This is a genomic window from Streptomyces sp. NPDC046716, from assembly GCF_040645755.1.
In the GTDB taxonomy this organism is placed as follows: Bacteria; Actinomycetota; Actinomycetes; order Streptomycetales; family Streptomycetaceae; genus Streptomyces.
On record NZ_JBEYYU010000002.1, the window covers coordinates 203,968 to 216,850 of the forward strand.

Annotated in this window: 7 protein-coding genes; 1 reads left to right on the top strand and 6 read right to left on the bottom strand. The window is 73.4% G+C overall.

The annotated features are described in order from the left end of the window. Window positions 1-120 precede the first annotated feature (120 nt). On the bottom strand, window positions 121-2,343 hold the full coding sequence (locus ABZ930_RS02475; protein ID WP_361540123.1) for an ATP-dependent DNA helicase UvrD2: 2,223 nt from the start codon (window positions 2,341-2,343) through the stop codon (window positions 121-123). 162 nt (window positions 2,344-2,505) lie between these two features. Here ABZ930_RS02475 and ABZ930_RS02480 point away from each other — a divergent pair, with 162 nt between their 5' ends. Continuing rightward, window positions 2,506-2,748, top strand: coding sequence for a mycoredoxin (locus ABZ930_RS02480; RefSeq protein WP_255973298.1), 243 nt, complete (start codon window positions 2,506-2,508; stop codon window positions 2,746-2,748). A gap of 18 nt (window positions 2,749-2,766) precedes the next feature. Here the strand turns inward: ABZ930_RS02480 and nudC are convergent, their stop codons facing one another. From nudC to ABZ930_RS02505, 5 genes are all read right to left on the bottom strand, one after another. After that, entirely contained in the window at window positions 2,767-3,714 is a 948-nt protein-coding gene (nudC, locus tag ABZ930_RS02485) for an NAD(+) diphosphatase (protein WP_361540127.1), read from the bottom strand. 86 nt (window positions 3,715-3,800) lie between these two features. Next, on the bottom strand, window positions 3,801-5,213 hold the full coding sequence (locus ABZ930_RS02490) for a dipeptidase (RefSeq protein WP_361540130.1): 1,413 nt from the start codon (window positions 5,211-5,213) through the stop codon (window positions 3,801-3,803). A gap of 10 nt (window positions 5,214-5,223) precedes the next feature. Then, a complete protein-coding gene (locus ABZ930_RS02495) occupies window positions 5,224-8,775 on the bottom strand; it encodes a UvrD-helicase domain-containing protein (RefSeq protein WP_361540133.1) in 3,552 nt (1,183 codons plus the stop codon). A gap of 63 nt (window positions 8,776-8,838) precedes the next feature. Then, complete coding sequence (locus ABZ930_RS02500) at window positions 8,839-12,225, bottom strand: ATP-dependent DNA helicase (RefSeq protein ID WP_361540136.1); 3,387 nt, start codon at window positions 12,223-12,225, stop codon at window positions 8,839-8,841. Between the two features lie 278 nt (window positions 12,226-12,503). Beyond that, window positions 12,504-12,869 (bottom strand): MGMT family protein, encoded by a 366-nt coding sequence (locus tag ABZ930_RS02505; protein ID WP_361540139.1) that lies wholly within the window; start codon window positions 12,867-12,869, stop codon window positions 12,504-12,506. Window positions 12,870-12,883: the final 14 nt, after the last annotated feature.

Below are 12,883 nucleotides of genomic sequence, written 5' to 3' on the forward strand. Positions count from 1 at the left end.
GGTCCGACGGCTTTCAAGTACAACACGAACCAGGGCCTTGGAGAAGGCCGCTGTGCTCGTGCTTAAGAACCTATGGGGATTGTTGGGGCTCGCGCAAACTATTTTTTCGACGAGTTTGAATCAGGCGTCCCCCGCGACCTCATCGGTCTCATCGCCCACCATCTGACCTGCGCAAAGAGCGAGAACGTCGGCGCCGTAGCTCCGAAATTTCCGTCGGCCGACACCCGGGATGCGGGACAGCTCCCGCTCGTCGTCCGGCGATGCCTCCGCGATCGCGATCAGGGTCTTGTCCGTGAAGACGCAGAACGCGGGCTGGCCGAGAGCGGCCGCCGTGCGGGCGCGCCACTCGATGAGCCGGTCGTAGAGCCCCTCGTCCATGTCGGACGGGCAGTCCTCGCAGCGCATCAGCTTCATCTCGGCGGCGTCGAGCGTGTGCCCGCACACCCGGCAGCGCGCCACCTTCCGGTCGCCCCTGCGCCGGGCCCCGGCCGGCGGCTCCCATACGGCGTCGTCCGGCCGCGCCCCGTGCTCGACACCGCCGCGCCCGCCGCCCGCACCACGCCCGGCGGGACCGGTGGAGCCCGGCCGCAGCCCGTCGAGGAAGCGGCTCGCCCTGCGGTTCGGGCGGCCGCCCGGCGAGCGGGACAGCGCCCAGGAGATGCCCAGGTGGCGCCGTGCGCGCGTCACGCCGACGTAGAGGAGCCGCCGCTCCTCCTCGACCTGCTCGTCGGTCTTGGCGTACGAGATCGGCATCATGCCCTCGGCCACCCCGACCAGGAACACGGCGTCCCACTCCAGGCCCTTCGCGGCGTGCAGCGACGCGAGGGTGACGCCGTCCACCGCGGGGGCGTGCTGGGCGTTCGCCCGCTCGTCGAGTTCCGTGACGAGGTCGGCCAGGGTCGCCGCGGGGTGGGCCCGCCCGAAGTCCTCGGCGAGCCGGGCGAGAGCCGCGAGGGACTCCCAGCGCTCGCGCACGGCTCCGGACCCGGCGGGCGGCTGGGTCGTCCAGCCCTCGCCGGAGAGCACGGCTCGCACCTGGGAGGGCAGGTCGACGGCCTCGTCGAGCCCCGCGTCATTGCCCCCGAAGCGGGCAGCCGCGCGCAGGGAGTGACCGGCCTTGCGCACCTCGGGCCGCTCGAAGAACCGCTCCGCGCCGCGCAGCTGATAGGGCACGCCCGCGTCGGCCAGGGCCTGCTCGTAGATCTCCGACTGCCCGTTGGTCCGGAACAGGATCGCGATCTCGCCCGCGGAGACCCCGGAGGAGATCAGCTCGCGGATGCGGCGGGCCGCGCCCTCGGCCTCGGTGGGCTCGTCGGCGTACTCCACGTAGACCGGTTCGGGTCCCGCCTCGCGCTGCGAGATCAGTTCGAGTCGGTGCTCGGCGGCGCGGCCCCTGGCCCGGGCGAGCACCCCGTTGGCCAGGTGCACGACCTGGGGGGTCGAGCGGTAGTCGCGGACCAGCTTGACGACGGTGGCGCCGGGGTGGCGGTTGCGGAAGTTCAGCAGGTGGTCCGGGGTGGCACCGGTGAAGGAGTAGATCGTCTGGCTGGCGTCGCCGACGACGCACAGGCTGTCCCGGTCGCCGAGCCACAGGTCGAGCAGGCGCTGCTGGAGCGGGCTGACGTCCTGGTACTCGTCGACCACGAAGTGCTGGTACTGGGCGCGGACCTGCTCGGCGATGTCCTGCCGGTCCTGCAGCACGCCGACGGTCAGGAGCAGCACGTCCTCGAAGTCGATGACGCCCCGGTCGCGCTTGAGGGTCTCGTAGTCGGAGTAGATCTGGGCGATCTCGGCGGGGTGTCGGGGGGTGTCACGGGCCGCCTTGTGGGCCGCCGCCGCATAGTCGCCGGGGACAGTCTGGGTGACCTTGGACCATTCGATCTCGGCGGTCACGTCGCGCAGCTCCCCACGGTCCAGGCGGAGCCGGGAGGCGGCAGCGGCGTCGGCGACGAGCTGGATCTTGCGGTCGACGAGCCGGGGCAGGTCGCCACCGACCGCTTTCGGCCAGAAGAACTGGAGCTGGCGCAGGGCCGCCGAGTGGAAGGTGCGGGCCTGCACTCCCCCGGCTCCGAGCTGTCGGAGCCGGCCGCGCATCTCCCCCGCGGCACGGTTGGTGAAGGTGACGGCGAGGACGGTGTTGGGCTGGAGGATCCCGGCGCGGACGCCGTACGCGATGCGATGGGTGATCGCGCGCGTCTTGCCCGTGCCGGCGCCCGCGAGCACACACACCGGACCGTGCAGGGCCGTCGCGACGGCGCGCTGCTCGGGGTCGAGCCCGTCGAGCACCGCGTCGGCCGATTCCGGGACCTGCGGGAACAGGGTGGAGTGCGTTGCTGCTGTCACCCCGCCATGCTGCCAGGTCCGCGGGGGCGGATGCGTCGGGTTGTCCACAGGCAGCGGGCGCCGGTCGTACTAATGCGCCCGACGTGCGGGAATGGCCGCCCGGTCGCGTACGTTCGACACATTGCGAACACGTATCCCCAGCCTTGAAGGAGCGCGAGGAACATGCCGGGCACTGTGACGATGTACAGCACCACCTGGTGCGGCTACTGCCAGCGGTTGAAGAAGCAGATGGACCGCGAGGGCATCGCGTACAGCGAGATCAACATCGAGCACGACCCGGAGTCCGCGGCCTTCGTGGAGAAGGCGAACGGCGGGAACCAGACGGTCCCCACCGTCCTCTTCGACGACGGTTCGACGCTCACCAACCCCTCGCTGGCGCAGGTCAAGCAGAAGATCGGCGCCTGACGCCCCCGGCGCCGGGGTCTACAGCGCGTCGCTGGGCTTCGGCAGGGGCTTGCCGTACCAGAGTTCGATCAGGCGGGCCGCAATCGAGATGCCGTACGGAGGGACGACCTCCTCGGACTCGAAGGCGGCCCGCAGGTCGTCGCGGGAGAACCAGCGGGCCTCGTGGATCTCGTCCCCGTCCACGTTGATCTCCGTGGACGTGGCCTGGGCCATGAAGCCGAGCATCAGGCTGGACGGGAACGGCCAGGGCTGGCTGGCGACGTACTCGACGTCGCCGACGACGACGCCGGCCTCCTCCCACACCTCGCGGCGCACCGACTGCTCGATGGACTCGCCGGGCTCCACGAATCCCGCGAGCGTCGAGAAGCGGCCCTCGGGCCAGTGCACCTGCCGGCCGAGCAGGATGCGGTCCTGCTCGTCCGTGACGGCCATGATGACGGCCGGGTCGGTGCGCGGGTAGTGCTCGGCCCCGCAGGCCTGGCAGCGGCGGATGTGGCCCGCGGCGGCGATGACGGTGCGCTCGCCGCAGCGGGAGCAGAAACGGTGCAGCCGCTGCCAGTTCTCCAGGGCCACGGCGTGCGCCATGAGACCCGCGTCCCGGTGGGAGAGCAGCAGACCGGCCTCGCGCAGTCCGGCCGGGCGCGCGGACTGGTCCATGCGGCCGGGAAGCGTGTCCTTCTGCAGCGCGAAGTAGCTGATGCCCTCGTCGTCGGTGCCCAGGAAGTAGCGGTGCGCCTCGGTGAGCGGGGCTTCGAAGGACGGCGTCATGACCAGTTCCGTCGCGCCGTCCGCTGTCTCGTCGATCAGCGCCTGACCGCCGGAGACCACGAAGACCCGGGTCGTGGGGTGGCTCCAGGCGGCGGCGAGCCACGCCTCGTCGAGACGGTGGTGCGCGGCGCGGTCGATGCCGCTCGGGGCGGCGAGCGAGAGTGGTCGGTCGGCGGTGCGGTCGGTCCAGGTGGTCACGGGTGCTTCCAACTCCCCCGGTGGAATGGGTGGTTCGGCGGGCGGTTCAGCAGGAGGTACGGCACGGCGGGTGCGGGGCGCCTCGGTCACGGAGCATCTGCCCAGCTCTCGGCGAGATCGCCCCACAGGTGGGCGGCTGTTTCCACGCCCTTCATCAGGAGGTCGAGTTCGACCTTCTCGTTCGGGGCGTGCCAGCCGTCCGAGGGGACCGAGATGCCCAGGAACAGCACCGGGGCGTCGAGGACGTCCTGGAGGTCGGCGGCGGGGCCCGAGCCGCCTTCGCGCGTGAAGCGGATCTTCTGCCCGAAAGCCTTCCCCATGGCGCGGACGACGGACTGCAGGGCGGGGTGGTCGAGGGGCGTCAGGCACGGCCGGGTGGCGGCCCCGAACGTGATCTCGTGGCGGATCCCGGCGGGCAGCTGGTCGGCGACCCAGGCGGCGACGGCCTTCTCGACGTGGTCGGGGTCCTGCCCCGCGACCAGCCGGAAGGAGAGCTTGAGATGGGCGGACGACGGCACGATCGTCTTGCCGCCGGGGCCCTGGTAGCCGCCGCCGATGCCGTTGACCTCCGCGGTGGGCCGGGCCCAGATGCGCTCCAGGGTGGTGTGCCCGGCCTCTCCGAAGGTGGCGTGGGACTTCGCCGTGCGCAGCCACCGCTCCTCGTCGAAGGGCAGCTCGGCGAAGAGTTCGCGCTCGCGGTCGGTCAGCTCCACGATGCCGTCGTAGAAGCCGGGGACGGCCACGCGCGCGTGCTCGTCGTGCAGCGCGGCGACCAGGCGGGCCGCGGCGGTCGCCGGGTTGGGCACGGCGCCGCCGAACGAGCCGGAGTGGATGTCCTGGTCGGGCCCGTAGAGCTCGATCTCGCAGTCGGCGAGGCCCCGCATGCCGGTGCAGACGGTGGGGGTGTCCTCGGACCACATGCCGGTGTCGGAGACGATCACGGCGTCGGCGGTGAGCCGCTCCCTGCGGTCCTCGATCAGCTTCCGGAAGTGCGGGGAGCCCGACTCCTCCTCGCCCTCGACGAGCAGCTTCAGATGGACCGCGGGGGCGGTGCGGCCGGTGGCGGCGAGGTGGGCGCGCACACCGAGTGTGTGGAAGAACACCTGCCCCTTGTCGTCGGCCGCCCCGCGCGCGTGCAGGCGATTGCCCACGACGACGGGCTCGAAGGGGTCGGTGTCCCAGCCGTCCTCGCGGGCGGCGGGCTGCACGTCGTGGTGTCCGTAGACGAGGACCGTGGGGGCCTCGGGGTCCGCGGAGGGCCACTCGGCGAAGACGGCGGGGGCGCCGGCCGTCGGCCACACCTCGGTGGTCGGGAAGCCGGTCTCGGCCAGCTTGGCGGCGAGCCAGTCGGCGCTGCGCCGCACGTCCGGGGCGTGGTCGGGCTGGGCGGAGACGGAGGGGATCCGCAGCCACGCGACCAGGTCGTCGAGGAACGCCTCGCGGTGGTCCTCGATGTACGCACGGACAGTGCTGACGGCGTTGTCAACGGGCTTGCTCATGTCCACGAGCCTAGTCCCCCGTGGAGGGGTGCTCGTCCGGCGGCTCCTCGACGACCTGCGGATCCTGGGCGAGGAGCCGCTCCAGCTCCGCCCGGCCGGGCAGGCTGCGCGGTCGTACCGTCTCCCCGGTGCGGACGTACAGGAACGCGGCGTCCACCGATTCCGGCGGTACTCCCTGCCGCTCGGCCCAGGCGAGCCGGTAGATGGCGAGCTGCAGCGGGTCGGCGTTCTGCTGGTGGCCGGTCTTCCAGTCGACGATCTCGTACGTCGTCTCCTCGCCGTCGTCCTTCCTGTAGACGGCGTCGATGCGGCCGCGGACGACGCGGCCCGCGATGGCCAGCTGGAAGGGGAGCTCCACCCGGTGCGGGGTGCGGTGGGCGTACGGAGTGCGCTCGAAGGCTTCCTTCAGCGCTTCCAGGTCTCGCTCGTCGGCGATCTCCGCGTCGCTTCCGGGCAGCTCGTCCGGGTCGATCATGGGCAGCCGCAGCTCTTCGAAACGGGATTCGACCCAGGCGTGGAAGCGGGTGCCCCGGCGGGCCGCCGGCTGGGGCGGGCTGGGCATGGGCCGGACCAGTTCCTGGGCGAAGCCGTCGGGGTCGGCGGCGATCCGCATCAGCTGGTAGGCGGTGAGCGACTGCGGCAGGGGCACCTCGCGCACCGACGCGCGGGCGCGCATCAGCTCTCCGGCGAGGGCGTCCAGGTCGCGGTCCCAGGAGTCGATGGTGCGGGACTCCTCCGGGGTGAGTTCGTACTCGGGGGCGTGCGCGGGGTGCGGGACCGCCAGGGTCTGCGGCTGGGGCACGCGCGCGTGGTGCGCCGATTCCGCGTCCGGTGCCTCGCCCTGTGGTGCGTCCGGCCGGGGTGCCGGGTGCGGGACCTTGGGACGCTCGGTGGGCAGGTTCTCCCAGTCGTCCGGGAACTCCTCGTCCGGCGCGGGGGGTTCGTCCTCGCCGAAGGTGTCGTCGTCCGGCGGGGGCGGCCAGTCGGGGTCCTCGAAGGGCGGCTCGTCGGGTGCGGCGGGGTGGGTCCGGGTGTGGGCGCGGGGCTGCCCGGGGCCCGCCGCGCGCTCCAGATGGGCCAGGACGGTGTCGGCCGCCGCGCGACGGCGAGCGAGGGACACCTCGTCGAGCGGCAGCGGCCAGGCCTGCTCGGCCGACGCCTCCTGAAGGGCCGGGTTCTCCTCGTCGTCGCCCGGTTCGTCCGCCCAGACCTCGATGTCGCCGTGGCCGGTGACGCAGTGGTCGTACAGCGCCTGGAGGAAGTCGGAGGGGCCGCGCTTCTTCTTCTGGGACGGGCCCCACCAGTGGCCGGAGCCGAGCAGCAGGCTGCGGGGGCGGGTGAACGTCACGTATCCCAGGCGCAGTTCCTCGGTGTGCTGGTGGTCCTTCATGTCGGCCTGGAAGGCCTTCATGCTCCTGGAGTCCCAGGCCTCGATGTCGGGCAGGGTGGCGGCGTCGCCGCGCAGCGCGTGCGGCAGGACCTTGCCCTGCGCGGTCCACTTCTCGCGGCCCTGGGTGCTCGGGAAGGTGCCGGTCACGAGTCCGGGGACGGCGACGACGTCCCATTCGAGGCCCTTGGACTTGTGGGCGGTGAGCACCTTCACGGTGTTCTCGCCGCCCGGCAGCGCGTTGTCCAGGCCCTTCTCGTACTGGGCGGCGGTGCGCAGGAAGGCGAGGAAGGCGAGCAGGCTCGCGGAGCTGTCGTTGGCCGCGAAGGAGGCGGCGATGTCCAGGAAGTTGGACAGCGTCTCGCGACGGCGGGCCGCCAGTGCGTGCGGGGACGCCGAGAGTTCGACCTCCAGGCCGGTGACCGCCAGGACCCGGTGCAGGACGTCCATGAGCGGGTCGGACAACGAGCGGCGCAGGTCGCGCAGTTCGGTGGCGAGGCGGGCGAAGCGCACGCGTGCGTCCGGGGAGAACGGCAGCCCGTCGTCGTCCCCGTCGGCCTCCGCGGAGGTCTCCAGGAACGTGTCGAGCGCGTCCGCCAGCGATATCACCTCGGACGGGTCGACGCCTTCGACGGCCTCGGCCAGGCGCCGGTCCGGATCGGTCTCGTCGCCCCCGCGCGCGTGCGACACCAGCAGGCGTGCCCGGCGGCCGAGGAGCGCGAGGTCGCGTGCGCCGATGCGCCAGCGCGGACCGGTCAGGACGCGGACCAGGGCGGCATTGGCGCCGGGATCCTGGAGGACTTCGCAGACGGAGACCAGGTCGGCGATCTCCGGGAGGTGCAACAGGCCGGAGAGGCCGACCACTTCGACGGGGATGTCGCGGGCGACGAGCGCGCCCTGGATCTCGGCGAAGTCGGTCGCGGTGCGGCACAGGACGGCGATCTCGCCGGGGGCCGTGCCGGTGGCGACCAGATGGGCGAGGGAGTCGGCGAGCCAGTCGATCTCCTCGCCGTGGGTGCGCAGCAGGGCGCAGCGCACCAGGCCGTCGCGCTCGGCTCCGGGGGCGGGCCGCAGGGCCTCCACGCCCGCGTGCATCGCGCGCAGCGGCTCGGCCAGGCCGTTGGCGAGGTCGAGCAGCCGGCCGCCGCTGCGGCGGTTCTCGCTGAGCGCGAAGCGGGTGGCCGGGCGCCCGTCGGCGTAGGCGAAGTGCTCCGGGAAGTCGTCGAGGTTGGCGACGGAGGCGCCGCGCCATCCGTAGATCGCCTGGCAGGGGTCGCCCACGGCGGTGACGGCGTGTCCGGTGCCGCCGCCGAACAGGCCGGCCAGCAGGATCCGCTGGGCCACGGAGGTGTCCTGGTACTCGTCGAGGAGGACGACGCGGAACTCGTCGCGCAGGATCTCGCCGACCTCGGCCCGGGTGTCGGCGAGGGTGGCGGACAGGGCGATCTGGTCGCCGAAGTCGAGGACGTCCCGGGTGCGCTTGGCGGCCCGGTAGTGACCCACCAGCTCGGCCAGCTCCAGCCGGGCGGCGGCCGCCTCGGGCACCTTGCGCAGATCGGCGTTGCTGAGCTTGGCGCCTTCCAGGGTGTGCAGCAGTTCCCGGTCGTGGGCGCGCAGCCTGCTCGGTTGTACGAGGTGTTCCGCCAGCTCTCCGTCGAGGGCGAGGAGATCGCTGACGAGGTCGGCGAAGGAGCGGGTGAGCGCCGGGTAGGGGCCCGGTGCCTCGCGCAGCACGCGCGCGGCGAGCTGGAAGCGGGTGGCGTCGGCCAGCAGCCGCGTCGTCGGTTCGAGCCCGATGCGCAGGCCGTGGTCGGTCAGCAGACGGCCGGCGAAGGCGTGGTAGGTGGAGATCACGGGCTCGCCCGGGGGGTTGTCCGGGTCGATGGCGTCGGGGTCGGTGACGCCCGCCCTGATCAGGGCCTTGCGGACGCGCTCGGCGAGCTCGCCCGCCGCCTTGTTGGTGAAGGTGAGGCCGAGCACCTGCTCGGGCGCCACCCGTCCGGTGCCCACCAGCCAGACCACGCGCGCGGCCATCACCGTCGTCTTGCCGGAGCCGGCTCCGGCCACGATCACCTGCGGGGCGGGCGGCGCCGTGATGCAGGCCATCTGCTCCGGGGTGAACGGGATGCCCAGCAGCTCCTTGAGCTGCTCGGGGTCGGTGAGGCGTGTGGTCACCTCATCGAGGCTAACCGGCACCACCGACAGCACCGGCCCGATCCGCCGCGGCGGAGGCGCACGTCACTCCACGACGTGCTTGCCCTCGGGCCGCGCGCTGCACGAGGCCCGGAAGGCGCAGTGGGTGCAGTGCTGGCCGGTGGTCGGCGAGAACCGCTCGTCGAGGACCTTGCCGGCCGCGGTGGCGAGGAGGTCGCCGACCCACTCCCCTTCGAGCGGCTCCTGCGCCTGCACCTTGGGAAGCGTCTCCCCGCCGTCCTTCTTGGCGGCGCCCTGCCGCAGCTGCACCAGTTCGGCGCCGCCGGGGTGCGGGCGCGCCCCGAACGGCTCGTCGACGGCTCCCTCGGTGACGGCGAGCTGGTACACGGCGAGCTGGGGGTGGTGGCCGACGTCGGCGGCGCTCGGGGCCTGCTTGCCGGTCTTGAAGTCGACCACGTAGGCGCGGCCCTCGGCGTCCCGCTCGACGCGGTCCATGGAGCCGCGGATGCGTACTTCGTAGGAGCCCGCTTCCAGCGTCACGTCGAAGTCGTGCTCGCTGGCGACGGGGGTGCGCCCGCCGCGGTCCATGACGTGCCACTGGAGGAAGCGCTCCAGCGCCACGCGCGCGTGCTCCTTCTCCTGGGCCGACTTCCAGGGCGCGTCGAAGGCGAGGGAGTCCCACACCGAGTCGAGGCGTTCCATGAGGACGGCCAGATCGGCGGGGGTGCGCCCGGAAGCGACCTCGTCGGCCAGGACGTGCACGACGTTGCCGAACCCCTGGGCCGCGGTGGCGGGTGCGTCGGCCTTGACCTCGCGGCCCAGGAACCACTGCAGGGCGCAGGTGTTGGCGAGCTGGTCGAGGGCGCTGCCGGAGAGCACGACGGGCTTGTCGCGGTCGCGCAGCGGGACCTTGCTCTCGGTCGGTTCGTACATGCCCCACCAGCGGTACGGGTGGGCGGACGGCACGAGGGGCCTGCCGTCGTCGTCGCTGAGCGCGGCGAGCCGGGCCAGGCGGCGGGCGGCGGCCTCGCGCAGTGCGTCGGACACGCGCGGGTCGACGGTCGTGGCGCGCAGCTCGGCGACGAGCGCGGCGACGGACAGGGGCCGGCGGGGGCGGCCCGCGACGTCCTTGGGCTCGACGCCGAGTTCGGTCAGGAACCGGGAGGGCTGGTCCCCGTCGTCGGCGGGCGCCTTCACCGCGGTGACGACCAGGCGCTCCCGCGCGCGCGTGGCGGCCACGTAGAAAAGGCGGCGTTCCTCGGCGAGCAGCGCGCCCGGGGTGAGCGGTTCGGCGAGTCCGTCGCGCCCGATGCGGTCGGCCTCGAGGAGGGAGCCGCGGCGCCGCAGATCGGGCCACAGACCCTCCTGGACGCCCGCCACGACGACGAGCCGCCACTCCAGGCCCTTGGAGCGGTGCGCGGTCATCAGGCGGACGGCGTCGGGCCGCACCGTGCGTCCGGCGAGTGTGTCGGCGGCGATGTCCTGGGCCTCGATCTCCTCCAGGAAGTTGCGCGCGCCGCGGCCGCCGGTGCGTTCCTCCGCGCGGGAGGCGACGGCGAACAGCGCGCACACGGCGTCCAGATCGCGGTCGGCGTTGCGGCCCGCGGCGCCGCCGCGCCGGGCGGACCGCTCCAGGCGCTGCGGCCAGGGCGTGCCGTTCCACAGCTCCCAGAGGGTCTCCTCCGCGGTGCCGCCGTCGGCGAGCTTCGCGCGGGCCCGCGCGAGCAGTGCGGCCAGGCGCTGTGCGCCGCGCGCGTACGCCGGATCCTGCGCGGCGAGCCGCTCGGGCTCGGCGAGAGCCCGCGCGAGCAGGTCGTCGGAGGGCGGCGGCAGGTGGTTGCCGCCGGCGCGCTCCTCCTCGCGCAGGGCGCGCCCGAGGCGGCGCAGATCGGCGGCGTCCATACCGGCGAGCGGCGAGCCGAGCAGTGTCAGAGCGGTCTCGGTGTCCAGCCAGCAGGGCACCTGGGAATCGTCCGGGTCGGGTCCGGCCGCCTCGGACTCGGCCGCCGCAGATCCGGTCCTCCCCGGACCACCGGCCGCCTCGGCTTCCGCCTCCGCAGGGCCGGCTTCCGCCTCCGCAGGGCCCTGCGCGACGGCCTTCAGCGCGGTGAGCAGCGGCATGACCGCCGGCTCGTGGCGCAGCGGCAGATCGTCGCCGTCTATGTCCACCGGAACGCCGGCCGCCGTGAGGGCGCGCCGCACGGACGGGATGCCGCGCGCGCCCGCGCGCACCAGGACGGCCATGTCGCTCCAGGGGACGCCGTCCTCCAGGTGCGCGCGGCGCAGGATGTCCGCGATGTTGTCCAGCTCCGCGCCGGATGTCGGGTACGTGTAGACCTCGGCCCGGCCGCCGTCGCGCACGGGGCCGAGCTCGCGGTGGGCGCGCACCTTGTCCGCGGGCAGCCGGGTCAGCGGCATCCGCTGGGTGACGCGCCGGGTGGCGTCCAGGAGCCGGGCGCCCGAGCGGCGGGACGTGGTGAGCACCTCGACCGGCGCGGGGCCGCCGGCCGTCCGCGGGAAGGCGTGGGGGAAGTCCAGGATGCCGTTGACGTCCGCGCCGCGGAACGCGTAGATCGACTGGTCCGGGTCGCCGAACGCGACCAGGGTGCGGCCGCGCCCGGCGAGGGCCTGGAGCAGCCGCACCTGGGCCGGATCGGTGTCCTGGTACTCGTCGACGAACACGGCGTCGTACTGGGCGGCCAGCTGCTCGGCGACCTCGGTGCGGTGGGCGAGCAGGACCGCGCGGTGCACCAGTTCGGCGTAGTCGAGCACGCCCTGCAGGTCGAGGACGTCCAGGTACTCGGCCAGGAAGGTGGCGGCCGCGCCCCAGTCCGGGCGGCCGATGCGCCGGGCGAAGGAGTCCAGGGCCGCGGGTCCGAGCCCCAGCTCACGGCTGCGGGCGAGCACCGCGCGCACCTCGTCCGCGAAACCGCGCGTGGTGAGACAGGCGCGCAGCTCGTCGGGCCAGCGCACGTGGGCGAGCCCGGCCCGCTCCAGGTCGATCTGGCCCGCGAGCAGCTCTCGTACGGTGACGTCCTGCTCGGGACCGGAGAGCAGGCGCAGGGGCTCGGCGAAGAGGTCGGCGTCCTGGTGGGCGCGGACGAGGGCGTAGCAGAACGAGTGGAACGTCGTCGCCTGCGGGGCGCGCGCCGCTCCGATGCGCAGCCCCATGCGGTCGCGCAGTTCGACGGCGGCCTTCCGGCTGAACGTGAGCACCAGAATGCGTGCGGGTTCGACGCCCTTGGCGATGCGGGCCGCGACCGCCTCCACGAGCGTGGTGGTCTTGCCGGTGCCCGGTCCGGCCAGCACCAGCAGGGGACCCTGTGCGTGGTCAACCACCGCACGCTGACGTGCGTCCAGACGAGGGGGATCCACGGGCGCCGGCGGGGTACGCACCAGTCGGTACGCGCCGGGCATCCCCTGTCGGGCCTGGTGCGGCGACAGGTAGCGGGTGGACGAAGAGGAGCTCACGTGGATCGCTGGTCCTGGTGGGTGTGCTGGTGGTCGATGCGCCGTCCGCGCGAGGCGGTGGCCGCGGGGTGAGGGAGGTGTCTGCCATCGACGGTGCCGTCGACGCTACGCCGTCGAGTGTGGCGGAAGCCGGGCTTCCGGCGCCTGTCCCGGACCCCGTCCGGCACAGGTGTGCGCTGTCTCACGAACGGGCACGGGCCTCGCGAAGTGCCCCGTGCGTCCCGTTTCCCCCGTACGGGCCACCGGCACCCCACCCGCGCGCGGGATGGCGGAAGCTGTCAATTGTGAGCTTCCGTACGGGTCTGCCCGTCCCACCGAGCCCGCTTCATGTCGAGGCGCGGCAGGTGGCCCTGGGCGGCGCGGGACGCCTCACGCAGCGGGGTGCTCTCCTCCCGGTAGTGATCGAGCGCCCGCAGCTCGTGGCGGGGCAGCAGCCCTCCGTCGGCGCGCACCACACGCCACCACGGCACCGCTCCTCCGTAGAGGGCCATCACGCGCCCGACCTGGCGCGGCCCGCCCTCCTCCAGCCACTCAGCGACATCCCCGTACGTCATGACGCGCCCGGGCGGAATCAGCTCCGCCACTTCGAGCACCCGCTCCGCGTACTCGGGAAGTTCTCCTGTCGGCTCGCTCTCCTCGCTCATCCGACCCATCCTGC